We start from the raw sequence: 15,438 nt of genomic DNA, 5'->3' as shown, positions 1-15,438 counted from the left end.
CCTACGCAACCAAGGCCAATACCCGCAGCGGGCTGCCCGACCCGCCTTCGATCTTCAACGGTGCCGAAATGATCAACGCCCCTTGAGGCGGCAATTGATCCAGGTTCTTCAAGCATTGCAGACCATAACGATTAGCCCCGTGCATCAAGGTGTGGCACGGGTACGCCACCGGCCAGGCATACGACTGGCCCGCATCGGTGTTGATGGTTTCGACGCCAAAACCATGCACGTCGCGCTGCGAGATCAACCACTCAACCGCTTCCTGGGTTGGGCCGGGCGTGTGGGCACCGTCTTCGCGCATATTGAGAAAGGCTGCCGCATCATTGACCCGCAAGGACCAATCGGTGCGCAGGAATACCCAGGCACCCGCCGGGATCCGGCCATGTTGTTGTTCCCACGCTTCGAGGAAACCGACGGTCAGCAGCCAGTCATCATTGGCGGCCACCTCGGCGCTGGCGTCGAGCACCACGGCCGGGGCGATAAAGTTTTGCACGCCGATGGTGTCGACGCTGTTGTCGGGGCAGTCACGCCCGCTGATCCAGTGCACCGGCGCGTCAAAGTGCGTGCCCGTGTGTTCGCCACAAGTGAAGTTGTTCCAGTACCAGCCCGGCCCGGCCTCGTCGTAGTGCGAGATGCGCTCGATCTGAAACGATTGCACCTGACCGAACTGCGGTGGCAATTGCAGGCTCGGGAAGGAGGGAGACAAGGTCTGGGTCAGGTCGACCACTCGCACCCCGCCACCCGCTAGTTGCGCCGTCAGCGCTGACAATATTGTTGTAGTTGGGGTTGTCATCAAGAGCTCTCCGGCCATGGGTTTTATCGTTATACATCGCGGTAAGGGCATGTGTACCCGCCCGGGTGCATCCGGCCGGTAAACCGAATACACCCTGCGCGTTCAATCCTCGGGCACGCGGACATGAGCGGCCCACGCGTAGGCATTGACTATGTGCCCAGCGGCAGCCAAACCACTATCCGGCCGCCGCACTGGCTATCCGCAGACTGCGTTTATTGCCCGGTTACAACCCGTCGCCCTGACGTGCCTCTTGGCGAGCAACCTGTTTGCCATTCATCAGCACGCTGAGGATCGGGTACAGCACAAATGAGGACAGCAGCGAGCTTACAAACTCAATCGGGATCCACGGCTTGAAGCCGTAGCGGGCCAACAGGAAGCCCACCACCACGGTGATCAGGCCGGGCCAGTTGAACTCGGGGATGTACCCCTTCGCGCGCCGTGGGGCCACCCAGAAAAAGTCCGCAATGATGATGCCCGCGAAGCACGTCGTCAGCACCCCAAGTATCGTGATAAAGCCGTTGACCCAGTCCAGGATCGAGCCGACCAGCATCAGGCACGCAATGACGTTGGACAGCACCACAAAGGTCAGTCGACCCGGACGCCAGCCGATGGTCACGTCAAACAGGTTGGTCAGTGACAAGGACGAACTGTAAGTATTGAGCACCTGGGCTTTGCCCTGGGCCAAAAACAGCAGGATCGCACCCAGTGAACCGCCAAACACAATAAAGGCTGCCGCCACACTGTCAGGGCTTTGCAACACGGCCTGCACCGCTTCGGCATGGGGCACGCCGCGCGACACGTAATAGCTGACCAGTTGTTCGGTGCCGGCGTACATCAACACCGCCCCCACCACCAGCATGATGATGTCCATGAACACATTGCCGAACACCGCGGCAATCAGAACATCCTTGGACGACTTGGCATAACGGCCCAGGTCACCATCAATCAGGGCCAAGGCCCCGGCTGAACCGATCAGTACGTTGACGCAAAAACCGAATTTGCCCATCGGCGTATCGGCCCCCATCTTGACCAATACCTCTTCGGGGAACTGCGCACCAAACGTCAACACGTCGCCCCAGTGCTGGCCGGATGCATTAATCACATCAAACATCATGTAGCCCAGCAGCAGCAAAAAGGCCACGAGGGTGTACGACGCCACTTTGGAGACCAGTTCAAAGCCAAAGGCGGTGAGCAGGATCCAGACCGACGTCATCACGCCGTACACCACAATTTGTAGCCACAGCGTATCGTCCAGGTTCAACCAGAACAGCAGGCCTTTATAGAGCAAGGCGTTTTCAAGGGCGATAAAGCCGGTGATCATAAAGCCGAAGGTCAACGCCACCACGGCCGAGCCGCGACGGCCAAACCCGTGTTGGCGGGCCAGCATGGAACTGGCCAGGCCGGTTTTGAAGGCAACATGCCCCACGCCCCACCCCAGTAAGGCACCCACTATGGTGACCAGTATGCCCGCCAGCACCCCCATCCAGATGCCGGCCACAAACGTGACTAACGCGCCGATAAAGATCTGAATCAGCGTTGTCACAATACCGGTCGTGCTCCAGGACAACTGCAGCCAACCATGTCGCGAACCTTCGGGCACCGGACTCAGCGAGTGGTCATCGGTATTAGAGCTATTAGCAGTCATTATGTATCCTCACAAAAGTTCCAGATCGTTGAATCGGGAGCAGTACTTACTCGTAATAAAACCGGACACCCACATGCAGAACACTTTGTTCCTTGCCACCTGAAACACCATACGCACCCGAGATATACGCATTTTCATCAGTGCCGCCGGTGACCTGATAAATAGCCGAGACATAGGTGTCCCAGTTTTTGGTAATCCGATAGTCGTAAGTCAGGCCAATTTGGTTGGCCGAATTGTTGGTAAGTTTGCTGTTGGCTTTGAGGTACATGTAGTTGGCGTACACAGACGAGTTAGTCGTCACCGGAAACAGGGCACCTATTGCATACGAATCGATAACGCCGTGCGTGAAGGTATTTTCCGTGCGTGTGTACAACACATCGCCCGTAAAGGCGGCGAAGTCATAAGCACCGCCTGCCCCATAGTTGCGAATACCGTCACGGCCATTATTAATGGCTTGCTGGCGTGATTCGGTGTAAGCCGCCATGACCCGGAACGGTTTTTCAACATATTTGACGCTGTAACTCTGGGTTCTGCCGTAGCTGAACGTGCCGTCCGGGTCACCTTCACCGTGCATGGCACCGAGGGTGAAACCCTTGAATTCAGGCGTGACGTATTTAACGGCCCTGGCCGTCGGGAACCCGGCAGCCACGCGGTTATAGTCGATCGAGCCGGTCGGCAAGCCAAGGTTGAACGGGCCGGCCTGCAATTGCAGCAAGGCCACATTGCCCAAGTTGGGGCCCCAACGGTCAGCGGCCAGGGTTTCAAACATGAAATCCCATTGTTTGCCCACCGTCAGTTGGCCGTAGTCGGTGTCAATGCCCGCGTACATCTGCCGGGAGAATGTGCCCCGGCCTACAATCTTTAAATCCTCAAGGGAATAACCGGACTCGAGTTTGGCAAACGCGGCGTATCCATCGCCCAGTTCTTTTCGGCCCTTGACCCCAATAAAGTTCGGGGAAAGGCGTCCTTCCTGATAATGGTACTGCTGTTGGTTGTTGATATTACTGGTGGTGTTCCAGCCAATGTCTGCCATCACATAGGGCTTTATGTAGTTATCGGCCAAAACCGGACCACACACCATGAGTAAACCTGCTAAATATCCGACACGCCGCATGTTTCGCCCCTGTTTTTTTATTGTTCGAGCACTTTTTTATTGTGAGCACCTCGTCTACATTCGGGTGCAGGGAAATTAAGCGCGAACCGGGCGTCACTCGCTATCCCCATAGTTAACTATCACTATCCACTTTATATGCCGGGCCGCCGACGCGCTGAGCCGCGTTTTTCTGGCGCTCGCCTGCTTAATCCGAATAGCAGCAGCCCTTATCCCCATTGTGCTTATTTATGAAGCGCCACACTGTTTAATCAGGAAGTGGCGCACTCCTTGCTAAATACTTCACGACAGGCTGACTGGAATGCAAAGGTAGCGCGATGATCTTGCTCAATGCACAGGCGAACACCCCCATTCAACACTTCACTCACATGGACCTCTGCGATGCCGAGACGGCAAAGTCGTGGATGACCAAAGTGTGTGGCCCCCATCGCCTGGATGTCCTGTCGCACAACAGCATCCAGTTCAAGCACACGGCCCGCTTGCTGCAGGCTGCTACAGTGGGTTACATCGAGTACGGTACGGATGTCACTATCGGTGTCGGGGCCGAGTGCACGCTCGAAAGCTACAGCATTGAGCTCCCCGTGCAGGGTCGCCAGCGCCTGGAATCGCAGCACGGCACCATCTGGTCCGACTGCATGACAGGCATTATTCTTTCGCCCAATGCATCACAGGAACTGTATATATCGGGTAATTGCAAAAAGATTCAGTTGGCCATTCCCCGTTCATTAATGCGAGCGCACCTGGAGTTGCTGTTAAACAGGTCCGTCAAAGATGATATTCAATTCCTGCCCACCATCAGCAGTGTTCAAGGCGCTGCCGCGGGCTGGTGGCGAATGGTCCGGCACTTTACCGAAGAAGCCTGCCGGGCCGACAGTTTTCTGGAAAACCAGGGCATGGCACTTGAAATAGAATCAGCCCTGGTCAAAGGCTTGATATTAACGCAGCCCAATAACTATTCGGCTGACCTGGAGAAAACACTGTCGCTGAATGTGCCCAGTTATGTACAGCGTGCAATTAACTATATTCACCAACATGCCCGGGAAGAAATCAAACTTAATGAGATTGTGGCGTGCAGTGGCGTCTCTCGGCTCAAACTGTTTGACGGTTTCAAAAAACACATCGGCTTGCCGCCCATGTTTTACATTCGTCGCTATCGTTTGGGGGAAATAAGAAAAGCCATTATCCAGGACCGTTCAAACGCGCAGATATCAGGCATTGCCCTGGACTGGGGTTATACCCACCTGGGGCGCTTTTCTTCCGACTACCGCAAGTTCTTCGGTGAATGCCCCAGCCATACCGCCAAACGCCGTAACGCGCAAAGCGTGATGAGCGCCGTGATCCCCCGCCCCTGAAACGCCACAGGGCCAGCCGTTGAAAACGGCCGGCCCTGTGATTGTCGCTCCCTGATGCTTACAGAATGGACAGCGGGTAATCGATAATCAGGCGGAACTCATCGGCATTACCATCGATCTGGGTCGAGGTTGCGCGGTGCCACGCCTGACGCAGGCGAACCGACAAGTCTTTGGCAGGGCCCGACTGAATCACATACTTGGCTTCCACGTTCAGTTCGTGATGCGAGTCGTCCGCGCCATAGAGCCCCTGGTACGGGCTGTTCGCCGAGGTATGGCTGCCATCAATGCCGCTGCCATGGGCATAACGCGTCATAAAAGTCAGGCCCGGCACACCATAAGGGGCCATGTTCAAATCATACCGCGCTTGCCAGGACTTCTCCCCCGGGCCGTTAAAATCCGAGTATTGAATGGAGTTGGACAGGTACATCGAGTTACTGCCGCGGTTGTTATCACCGACCCCCACATAGTCAAAAGGCGTATCGCCATTCACTTTCTGGAACGACAGCGTAATGCGATGAGCGAGCAGGAACGTGTACGCCGCCGACAACGAGTAGGTATTGTTATCAATCGCCCCGGCGTTGGCGCGACCTTCATCGGTGGTCCTGTAGTAGTTAAGGTCGAAGTTCACCGAGTTAAGCGGGTTAATCGGCAACTCATAATTCACATTGGCGTAGTACTGGTTCCAGATGTCCTGCAATTTAGAGGCGTACAGCGACGTGGTGAGTTGGTCAGTCACCGCATAACGCCCCCCCGCAAAATCAATACTCTTGGCACTGACATTGGCATACGCCGCCCACAACGAGCCGTTACGGTTGGTTTCGTCCTGGCTGGTGCTGGAGTAGAAGTGCCCCGCCTCCACATCCAGCCCCTGGATTTCACTCGACAATACGTTGATGCCGCTGGCGGTTTGCGGGGTGAGGCGCGTGCCGCCAATTGCGAACACCGGGCTGGTCGAGGGTTGCATGTCACCCACTTTCAGTTCCGTGTGCGAGACCCGCACCTTGAGCGCTGCGCCGGCCTTGCCGTAGCTGTCATGGTTGCCATCAATCCTGCCTTGGCTGTTGGTGGTGGTCGTCAAGTTACCCGAGCCGGCGTACTTGTCCTGACCCTCGAGTTTAAGGCCCATATACCCGAACGCATCAACACCCACGCCCACGGTGCCCTGAGTAAAGCCCGACGTAAACACGCCCTGCACCGCACCCGACCAATCTCGGTTATCAACTGCACCGTCTTTTTTATTGCGATTGAAATAATAACTGCGCAGCAAGACATCCAACTGGCTGTCGTCGACAAAGCCTTTGGCGTCGGCCTGATTCCCCACATAGGGTGCCGCCGAAGCCAGTTGCATTTGACCCGCGCTGACGGCGAGCGCAAGGGCGCTCCACACGATAACTTTCATGTTAAGGGTTCCACTTTTTATTTTAATTAAAGCAATGCCGTTCCACGCGCTGAACCGTGCATTCAGCGCTTGACGTGGAAGGCATCATTTGAGGTCTGTGTAGCGGCTCTCAAAAACCAACGGCTGTCAGTTAAGACTGGCTGTCGCTTCTATCTCGATCAGGAAGTCGGGCAGTGCCAGCGTCTGCACGCCGATAAACGTGTTGGCCGCGGGTTCTGCGCCCTCGTAAAACTCACTGATCAGCGCACAAATGCCGGCCAGGTTTTCCGGCGAGTGATTCACCACATAGGTGCGCAAACGCACCACATCGGCCGGCGTTGCACCGGCTTCACGCAGCACTTGCTTGAGGTTCGACAAGGCCTGCCGGGCTTGTGCCAATACATCTTGGCCGCCTACCAGTTCAGCGTTGGCATTCCAGGCCACCTGGCCGGACAGGTGCAAGGTACGGCCACCGTGTTGCTCCACGGCGTGAGAAAAACCGAACGGCACACTGGCGTAGAGGGTCTTGGGGTTAATTGCACGTCTGCTCATAAACGTTCTCGCTGATGAATGAACAACTACAGGGTTAAGAACTGGATTCGACCAGTTCGAAGATGTTCTTCCACGGGTCCTGGAAGTAGCGAAAACGGCTACCCAACGTAGGGCCGCTGTCCATTTCAATACGCTCCAGTACCGTACAGCCATGGGCTTGCAGCACCGCTGCGGCCACTTCCAGGTCTTCAACCTGAATACCCAAGTGATGGCTGCCCACGTTTTCGCTGCTCAAGGGGGCCTTGTTGAAGCCTGTGGGCTGCTCATACTCAAACAGCTCGATTTTGAACCCGTCACCCAGCTCCAGCATGGCCAGACTGAACCGGGCCATCGCTACGCCCAAATGGGTGTCAGTCCAATCGCGTCCGGCACTGTCACGGGGCATGTGTACCGCGTCCAGCGGCCCCATTTGGTACAGCAACCGGGCACCGAATACCTTCACATAGAAGTCAATGACGGGCTCAAGCTGCGCGACGGTCCAGGAAGCATGATCCACTCGACGAAAACCGATAGGCGATACACTCATATGCTTACGCTCCCATTAACGTGCGGTGAGGCTGGCGGGGCCAGGCGTTAACAAACCCAGCGCCACATGGTGCGCCGAAGGGGCCTTGGTCAGCAGGCTCACACCCAGAACCACCAACGCGTTGGCCGCCATGGCGATCAGGCCCGGTTCCCAGTTCGGCAGTGTGCTGCCCAGCCAGGCGCTGGAGGCCGGCAACAGCAGGATCAGGAAGCCGACAATAATGCCGCTCACCACGCCGACCGCTGTGGTGCGTTTCCACAGGAAGCCCAGGAACACGCCCGGTGCAAGCATGCCGATCGCGGAGTAGGCGCTGAGCAGGATCGACACCAGCGAGCCTTTCTGGGTGAGGGTGATGGCCACGGCAAAGGCCGCAAAGACCACGACACTGACACGGGAAATCAGCAGCGACTGTTTTTCACTGAGTTGCGGTTTGAACGGCGCAACAATGTTGCGGCTGAAAATCGAGCCTGCGGTAAGCAGCAAGACAGAACCCGGTGCCAGTGCCAGTAAAAAGCCCGTGCCTGCCAGCAAGCCAATGACCCATTGCGGGTATTTGTCGGTGACGAACTGCAGCAACACCGCGTTCATGTTGCCATCCGGCGGTTGAGTGCCCGCCACGAGGGCGGCAAAGCCCAGCAGGATAATAAAGCCGAACGCCATCGAGTAAATCGGCTGCCAGATCGCATTGCGCCGAATCGACGTCGCGCTGTTGGCCGAATACGACACCTGGAACAGGTGCGGGAACACCCAGTTACCGAGGGCGATGTTCAGTGCCGACGTCATCAGCCACACACTGGTGGTCGGTGATGAAGGGTCCAGCCCTGGGAATTTACCAATGCCCGGATGAGATTCTTCTGCCTTGACGAAAATGTCGAGAATGGAACTGGCCCCCACAACGTCGGCCACGGTCCAGGCCAGCACCACCACCAGCACGATCATCAGGATGTCTTTGACCGCCGCCGCGAACGCCGCAGAGCGCAGCCCGGCAAACAGAACGAAGGCCACCATCAACCCACCGGCCACAATGGTCGAGGCCGTGTTGGACAGCGCGCCGTCAAACGTCAGCGACACAATCAACCCCAGGCTCACCAGTTGAATCTGCACGTACACGATCAGTGCGCCGATACCGATGATGCCCGTGGTCACGCCCAGGCCGCGGGAGTTATAGCGGTTGGCGAAGAAATCGGCTTGGGTGATAAGGCCGCGCAAGCGCCCGGCTTTCCAGATTTTGGGCATGAGCCAGTAGCCAATGGCATAAGACAAAGACACCGAGCAGAAGGCCAAATAAGCCGGCGCGCCCAGGGCCCATGCATAACCCGCAATACCGAACACGGCAAACGTCGTGTAGATTTCGCCTGCGTTGACAAACCAGAACAGCAAACCGCCCAAACTGCGGCCACCCACCGCCCAATCAGCAAGGTTACGCTTGCGCGCCTGTCGAGCGCGCCCAAACATAAACGAACCGACGACTGCTACGATCAAAATAAGGCTGACAACCAGTAGTTTCATCGATGTTACTCAACTGTTGAGTGGGTCTGTGCCAGCAAAAATGCCTCTTCTTCAGCCTCGACGCCCGCGCGGCGGTCCAGATGAAAAATGACAGCGAACAGTGCACTGGCGAACATCACCCCCATCATTTGCCAGACCATGGGGAACGGCAGGCCAAGGGGTGTGTAGTCAATGCCGTTGGCCCACGGCACAGCAGCCACTTGCCATAAGAACGGCAAGCACAGCAGCCACAGGTGCGGGCGCTTGGCTTTGCGATCGGTTACAGGGGGTGAGGCGCGTTGGGTCATGATAGATACCTTCTTATTTTTGTGCAGTAAGAGCGCACAGCCGAAACGTAAGGCCAAGCTTTGAAACTGTCAAAAGATATTTGATGAAAAACATTAAAAGCCTGCACATAAAGGATATCAGCCCCAAAAAGGCACCTGAAAAACCAACCTCGCACATTACTAGTGCACCCTGACTGCACAAGTAAAGTTGATTTTCGTGCAGTCGTAGCGTACAAAAACATCTATCGCCTGGAGATACAGAGCGTGCTGGGAAAACGATTGAACGCGTTGCGCGTGTCGCGCGGATTGTCCTTAAGAGCCCTGGCGAGTGAAGCCGGGTTGTCAGCGACCTTGTTGAGTCAAATCGAAAGGGATGTGACTGAACCCAGCCTGACCACCCTGCGAAGGCTCAGCAGTGTGTTCGGGGAGTCCATGTCGGCTCTGTTTGCTGACCCCACGGCCCCCAGTGTGTGGATCAGCCGGCCGGGTGAGCGGACCACGCTGATGGGCCCCAAAGGTGGCGTGAGTTACGAGCGCCTGACCCGTGGCAACGGGCAAATGGAAGTGTTACGAGCGGTCTTTGAGCCGGGGCAGGTGTCGTCCGAAGTGCCGCTGACGCACCCCTCGCTTGAAAGCGTCTACGTGGTGCGCGGCACGCTCAGCGCGGTGATCGGCGATGTGCCTTACACCGTCAACGCCGGTGAAAGCATGACGTTCGACGCCAGTGCGGCGCACCGATACATGAACGAAGGACAGGAGGCTGTGGAGATCATCATGTCGATCACCCCTCCGGTTCCTTGATTTTTTAAGACCCTGGAGGTTGTGCAGATGAACAGAAACGACATCGACTGGTTCGGCTACATTCCGGCGATTACCACGCCGTTCACCCGCGAAGGTGCGCTGGACCTCAACGGCCTGGCCGGCATGCTCGAATGGTATGTCGAGCAGCGCATGCATGGTGTGGTTCTGGCGGGCACTTCCGGTGAATGGTTCAGCCTGAGTGAACAGGAACGGGCGCTGTTGTTCAGCGAATCGGCCCGTATTATCGACGGCCGCATGACCGTGATTGGCAGCTGTAACGCGTTTACCGCCGCGGAGGCTATCCGCCACGCCCGAGCCGCCGAGCGCGCCGGGCTGGATGGCATTCTGCTAACGCCGCCGCCCTATATCGTGCCCACCGCCAATGAACTGGTGCAGTTCTACCAGGACGTTTCAGACAACACGTCCCTACCGATGTGTGTTTACAACTGGCCCCGCGGCTGCGTGGTGGACATGGACGTGGACTTGCTGGACCGCTTGGCCGACATCAACAACGTGGTCGCCATCAAAAACTCGACACCCAACTTTGCGGCGTTTCTCGACGGCCTTTATCGGCTGTCTGACAAGGTGCGCTACTTCAACGTGCCGACCTCCAAGCTCGGAGCCGACCTGGTTGAGATGGGCCACGGCGACGGCCTGATGGGCGCGGGCGGCGTACTGGGCAGCGATCACCCAGACTTCTGGAACCTGATGCGCAGCGGTGATAAAGCCCGGGCCATCGAATTGGGCGAGCGTGACCGGGTCATCATGAACGCGTGGTTCAACAAAGACTTCGCCGGCAACTTCGGCAGCGCCCAAGCCATTCTCAAAACCGCACTGCGGCTGCGCGGCGTGCCCGCCGGGTTCGTGCGTCGGCCGCTGCTGGAACTGAATGAGGCAGAAGTGGCCTCGGTCGCCGCGACGCTGACCCGCCTGGGCATCGACATCGTCAACCCGTCTGCACAGTGAATGCACCTATGACTGTCATCCCCTCACAGGTCGAGGCGCAAGGCACGGTAGATTGCCTGGTGATCGGTGGTGGTCTGCTGGGCAGCGCCGTGACGTACTACCTGGCCAGGTCCGGTGCCCGTGTGCGGCTGGCCGAGCGCGGGCAACTGAACAGTGCGGCGTCGAGCCAGAATGCCGGCAGCCTGCACTTTCAGCTCGAATACCGGATGATCGAGAACGGCCCCGAAGCCGCGCGCAAAGCCGCTGAGGCCATGCCTTTGCACCTGGACGCACAGCACGCTTGGGCGGGCCTTGAGGCTGAACTGGGAATGCCGGTCGGGGTGTCGCAGACCGGCGGCTTTATGGTGGCCGAAACCGTGCAACAACTGGACACCCTGGAGCAGAAAGTCAGGCTTGAACGCGCCAGTGGCCTGGAGATTGAGCTGCTGGACGGTGCCCAGGTGCGCAGCCGCGCGCCTTACCTCAGCGACCGCATCCTGGGCGCGGCTTTTTGCGCTCGGGAAGGCAAGGCCGACCCACGCCGTTGCGTGCTGGCTTACGCCGCCGCCGCCGCCCGCCTGGGCGCACGAATCGACAGCGGCCTGGGCGTCAGCGCCCTGCGGTACGAACACGGTGGCTGGCGGGTGCAGTTCAGCGACGGCAGTGAATGCCTGGCGCGCACGCTGGCAATCACCGCTGGGGCCTGGTCGGGACGCATCGCGGCCATGGCCGGTATCAGCCTGCCAGTGAGCCCGGTGGCGCTGACCATGACCAGCACCGTGCGCACCCAACCGATGATCCCTCATTTGATTCAACACGCCGGGCGACGCCTTTCGCTCAAACAGACCGGCGACGGCACGATTCTAATCGGCGGCGGCTGGCCTGCCCGCTTGCACCATGTTGACGGCGTGATCGACCTCGACCGCCGGCCCGAACTGCTGCTGGGTTCATTGACCGGCAATATGAGCGCGGCACTGGCCGTGGTCCCGGACCTGAAAAAGCTGTCCATCCTGCGGGTATGGACCGGCACCACCGCCCTGGTTTCCGACCAGCTCCCACTGCTGGGCGAAGTGCCGAAAAGTCACGGTTTATACATCGCCACTGGCGGCTCGGCCTTTACCTTGGGGCCGACCTATGCGCGGCTGCTGGCCGAACGCATGCTCGGGCAATCGCCCACCCTGGACATCACCCCCTTCGATCCACGCCGCTTCGGGAGCCTGACCCTTGCCTGATGCCAGACGCATTGAACTTACGGCGGATGCACGCCCTTCGCCCATCCAGATTCGTGTCAACGGCCGGGAGACCTTGTGCTACCCGGGTGAAACCGTTGCAACCGCCTTGCTCGCGGCCGGTATTCAAGGCTTTCGCCGCAGTGTGCGTGGCACACCGCGCACGCCCGTGTGCAACATGGGCGTTTGCTATGAGTGCATGGTCACGATCAATGGCCTTGAAGCCCAGCGCAGTTGCATGACCGTGGTGAGCCAGGGCATGTGTGTCGAGGTCAGTGATGAAGCTTGAAACACAGCACTATGATCTTGTGGTGGTCGGTGCCGGGCCGGCGGGGCTGAGCGCAGCGTTGCTGGCCAGCGAAGCGGGCTTGAGCGTGGCCGTGATTGATGAACAGGCGGCCCCCGGCGGGCAGATCTTCCGTCAGCCGCCCGCGACCTTCAAAACCCCGCCCAGCAGTGCATTTGCCAGTTACCCCTTTGGCGCACAGTTGATTGAACAGGCGCGGCGCAACACGCGCATTCACTGGCATTACTCAAGCAGCGCTTGGGGCGTGTTCCACCCGGCCCCTGACGGGGTGCAAGTGGCGGTGCTTACGGGCGATAAATCGGTGCTGTTCAACGGCAAAAAACTGCTGATTGCCACCGGGGCCTACGACTTGCCCGTCGCCTTCCCGGGCTGGACGTTACCGGGTGTTATGACCGCGGGCGGGGTGCAAACCCTGCTTAAGAGCCAGTTTTTGTGTTCTTCACAGCGCTACGTACTCGCCGGCTCGCACCCTTTGCTGCTGTTGCTGGCCGGGCAACTGATCGAGGCGGGCGCGCACCTGCAGGAAGTGGCCATTGCGCGCCCCCGCCCCAGCCTTCGCGAGATGCTGGCGGGCTGGCGGGCCTTGCCCGGGCACTGGCGACTGTTTACGCAACTGGGCACCCTCCTCTTCACCCTATGGCGCAAGGGAGTGCCGCTGCGCTTCTCGACCCTGATCACCCGCGCCGAGGGCGATGAAGGCGTAGAACGCGTGACCTTAAGTACCGTCGACCAACACTGGGCCCCCCTGCCCGGCACTGAACGCAGCCATGAGGTTGACGGCCTCGCCATCGGCTACGGCCTTTTGGCCAGCACCGAACTGGCCCGTCAGGCCGGGTGCAGCGTCAACTGGAACCCCGAGCGGGGTGGATGGGTGGTCGACCATGACGACTCCCAGCGCACCTCACGGGAACATATCTACGTCGCCGGCGAACCGTGCGGCGTTGCGGGGGCCGAAATGGCCCATTGCCAAGGCCGGCTGGCGGGTGCCGCCATTGTCGCGGCGCTTAAACCCGATGCGGCGATGCCCACCGAACCGGCTCGCCGGGCGCTGGCACGGGCCAAACCCTTTTCGGACGTAGTGGCGCGCTTCTTTGCCCCTCGCCTGGACGCCCTCACCCGGCTGGCCGACAGCGACACACTGATCTGCCGCTGCGAAGACGTCACGGCGGGGCAAGTGTGCGGCTTTCTCAAGGCCCACCCCCACGTCACCTCCGTCAACAGCGTCAAACTCGCCTGCCGCAGCGGCATGGGCCCGTGCCAAGGGCGTTATTGCCAACACACCGTGGCGCACCTGGTATCAGCCGAACGCAACATCGCCGTGGACCAGACCGGTGCCTATACCGCACAAGCCCCGGTCAAACCCATTCCCCTGACCAGCCTGGCACTGATGCCGCAGGAATGATGGAGAAATAGAGGCGTGACAACTCGCCGTCGGGAAGACAACCCAAGCGATTCTCACGCCAATATCGCGTTCATGGATAAACAGGTGGAGTGCTTTTACCTGGGCATCAGCCCTTTAAAGCCCAGGACTTACCCAGAAATGGCACACGCCCAACGACAGTGATATCAAGGTCGGAATAACTACCGACCGGAGCCACTTATGACATTGGAATAATAGGATTCGTCCTTTAAAAGCACGATATCTAACAGCACTCACTGAACGCTCACTCTCGAAGTTAGAGCGAGGGATAAACCCGCCTGTTTGAACAACACAAAAGCTGCACCCTCGCCGGCCGATTACGGACAAGTAACCCTCTGACCCTCAGCGCTGCAAATGCCCCCTCCCTTCCCTATCGCCGGATAACCTGACATCACGCGTCAAAGAGCTTGTTACATCATGCACTGACAAGTTTTCGTAGGCTCTTTCTCTAATTATTGTAGTCCTCCTTTTTAAGACTCTTTCCCCCGCCAACTCCCCCTGGCAACTGGGCACAATGGCTCCCGCCCCTATGCCTTGCGCGCTCACTATTCAACTTGTCGCTTTTTTGGATGGCTATAACGGCGAGCTTTCAACGTGCAGAGCCACTGCCTTATTGGGCACTTCTCAAACACTGATCAACACGCTGAAGGACACGTGAAATGAACCATCCTGAAAACTACATACCTCGGCGCAACGTACTTCAAATCGTGGATACCCAAGGCAATGCCTATAAAGCCTTCGTGACTGAAAATATCTGGCTCGCCCCCGCGTTTTCCTTTCCGGCGAGAGGCAACGCAGTAACACCCTACTTCAACGGCAAAGCGTATTTTGCCGAGTTGATTACTGAGTTTGCCGCCGCTAAAGAGTCGATCTACATCGCTGGCTGGCAAGTCAACTGGGATGCGCAACTGGCACCCAGGGTGCGCCTCTACGACTGCCTGCTCGAAGCGGCCCAACGGGGTGTCAAGATTTACGTTATGCCTTGGGATGACAGCGCGCCTGTACAGACCTATGACGAACAGACCCGGCGTGTGTTGCTCGATATCAATCGTATTGTCGGCCAGCCACGCGTGTTCGTAACCCCGACCAAGTCCAACGCAGACAAAACCACGTCGTTCTATAGCCATCACCAGAAACAAGTCGTTATTGACCAGCAAATCGCCTTCGTGGGTGGGCTGGACTTGGCTTACGGCCGCTACGATGACGACAGCTTTGAACTGCGCGCCGATGCCGATTGGCGCCAAGGCATGAACCGCTACAACGGCTGCGTGCCTCAGTTGGGTCACTTGGGCTGGGAAAACCTGATCAACCCTGATGAGAAAAACTTCCAGATCAGTGCCTATCACTATCAGATCCCTTATGAAGTCGAAGGCCCGCTGGGTATCGGTGGCACCACACCTACCGCAGCGGGCGTGGACGCCTCTCGCCAACCCCGCATGCCCTGGCAAGACATGCACCTGCGCATCGAAGGACCTGCGGTATCGGAGTTGACGCGCAACTTTGTGCTGCGGTGGAACGGCCCACGGACAGTGCCCATGCACTCGCGAAAACTACTGCCACTGCCTGCCAAACCTGAAACCTACGCCACCAAAGGCACGTGCTCC

At 58.3% G+C, this 15,438-nt stretch carries 14 protein-coding genes and 1 pseudogene; 7 read left to right on the top strand and 8 right to left on the bottom strand.

The genetic code is table 11. The features are described from left to right. Position 1: 1 nt before the first annotated feature. From Q1W15_RS01420 to Q1W15_RS01410, 3 genes are all read right to left on the bottom strand, one after another. Positions 2 to 793 carry a cyclase family protein gene (locus tag Q1W15_RS01420; RefSeq protein ID WP_300719805.1) on the bottom strand — a complete coding sequence of 264 codons (792 nt, stop codon included), beginning with the start codon at positions 791 to 793 and terminating at the stop codon, positions 2 to 4. A 223-nt stretch (positions 794 to 1,016) separates the two neighbouring features. Further along, positions 1,017 to 2,438: a purine-cytosine permease-like transporter gene (locus tag Q1W15_RS01415; RefSeq protein ID WP_300719804.1), complete on the bottom strand. Its 1,422-nt coding sequence runs from the start codon at positions 2,436 to 2,438 to the stop codon at positions 1,017 to 1,019. Positions 2,439 to 2,484: 46 nt separating this feature from the next. Further along, the gene (locus tag Q1W15_RS01410) at positions 2,485 to 3,552 is read right to left on the bottom strand and encodes a porin (RefSeq protein WP_300719803.1); all 1,068 of its coding nucleotides are present in this window, start codon (positions 3,550 to 3,552) and stop codon (positions 2,485 to 2,487) included. Positions 3,553 to 3,866: 314 nt separating this feature from the next. Between Q1W15_RS01410 and Q1W15_RS01405 the strand changes: the two genes are divergently transcribed. Next, positions 3,867 to 4,901: an AraC family transcriptional regulator gene (locus tag Q1W15_RS01405; protein WP_300719802.1), complete on the top strand. Its 1,035-nt coding sequence runs from the start codon at positions 3,867 to 3,869 to the stop codon at positions 4,899 to 4,901. 58 nt (positions 4,902 to 4,959) lie between these two features. On the opposite strand, the gene Q1W15_RS01400 is transcribed toward Q1W15_RS01405, so the two are convergent. The 5 genes from Q1W15_RS01400 to Q1W15_RS01380 form a co-directional block, all read right to left on the bottom strand. Continuing rightward, the gene (locus Q1W15_RS01400; protein ID WP_300719801.1) at positions 4,960 to 6,300 is read right to left on the bottom strand and encodes an OprD family porin; all 1,341 of its coding nucleotides are present in this window, start codon (positions 6,298 to 6,300) and stop codon (positions 4,960 to 4,962) included. 126 nt (positions 6,301 to 6,426) lie between these two features. Beyond that, positions 6,427 to 6,831, bottom strand: coding sequence for a RidA family protein (locus tag Q1W15_RS01395; RefSeq protein WP_300719800.1), 405 nt, complete (start codon positions 6,829 to 6,831; stop codon positions 6,427 to 6,429). A gap of 34 nt (positions 6,832 to 6,865) precedes the next feature. Further along, positions 6,866 to 7,357, bottom strand: coding sequence for a VOC family protein (locus tag Q1W15_RS01390; protein ID WP_300719799.1), 492 nt, complete (start codon positions 7,355 to 7,357; stop codon positions 6,866 to 6,868). Positions 7,358 to 7,372: 15 nt separating this feature from the next. Then, positions 7,373 to 8,866 (bottom strand): sodium:solute symporter, encoded by a 1,494-nt coding sequence (locus Q1W15_RS01385; protein WP_300719798.1) that lies wholly within the window; start codon positions 8,864 to 8,866, stop codon positions 7,373 to 7,375. A 5-nt stretch (positions 8,867 to 8,871) separates the two neighbouring features. Next, positions 8,872 to 9,153, bottom strand: coding sequence for a DUF3311 domain-containing protein (locus tag Q1W15_RS01380; RefSeq protein ID WP_300719797.1), 282 nt, complete (start codon positions 9,151 to 9,153; stop codon positions 8,872 to 8,874). A gap of 243 nt (positions 9,154 to 9,396) precedes the next feature. Here Q1W15_RS01380 and Q1W15_RS01375 point away from each other — a divergent pair, with 243 nt between their 5' ends. The 6 genes and pseudogenes from Q1W15_RS01375 to Q1W15_RS01350 all read left to right on the top strand — a co-directional run. Beyond that, positions 9,397 to 9,933, top strand: coding sequence for a helix-turn-helix domain-containing protein (locus Q1W15_RS01375; protein WP_300719796.1), 537 nt, complete (start codon positions 9,397 to 9,399; stop codon positions 9,931 to 9,933). A gap of 27 nt (positions 9,934 to 9,960) precedes the next feature. Next, complete coding sequence (locus Q1W15_RS01370) at positions 9,961 to 10,899, top strand: dihydrodipicolinate synthase family protein (protein ID WP_300719795.1); 939 nt, start codon at positions 9,961 to 9,963, stop codon at positions 10,897 to 10,899. Between the two features lie 8 nt (positions 10,900 to 10,907). Then, positions 10,908 to 12,110, top strand: coding sequence for an FAD-binding oxidoreductase (locus Q1W15_RS01365; protein WP_300719794.1), 1,203 nt, complete (start codon positions 10,908 to 10,910; stop codon positions 12,108 to 12,110). Beyond that, entirely contained in the window at positions 12,103 to 12,396 is a 294-nt protein-coding gene (locus Q1W15_RS01360; protein WP_300719793.1) for a (2Fe-2S)-binding protein, read from the top strand. Before Q1W15_RS01365 ends, Q1W15_RS01360 begins: the two co-directional genes overlap by 8 nt. Then, positions 12,386 to 13,816 (top strand): NAD(P)/FAD-dependent oxidoreductase, encoded by a 1,431-nt coding sequence (locus Q1W15_RS01355; RefSeq protein ID WP_300719792.1) that lies wholly within the window; start codon positions 12,386 to 12,388, stop codon positions 13,814 to 13,816. Before Q1W15_RS01360 ends, Q1W15_RS01355 begins: the two co-directional genes overlap by 11 nt. Before the next feature lie 677 nt (positions 13,817 to 14,493). Beyond that, positions 14,494 to 15,438: pseudogene (locus Q1W15_RS01350) on the top strand (hypothetical protein); the annotation flags it as partial.

It is taken from the genome of Pseudomonas sp. (assembly GCF_030150285.1).
Lineage (GTDB): Bacteria > Pseudomonadota > Gammaproteobacteria > Pseudomonadales > Pseudomonadaceae > Aquipseudomonas.
Note: the sequence above shows the minus strand (reverse complement) of the source record. Positions and strands in the feature narration are given on the sequence as shown.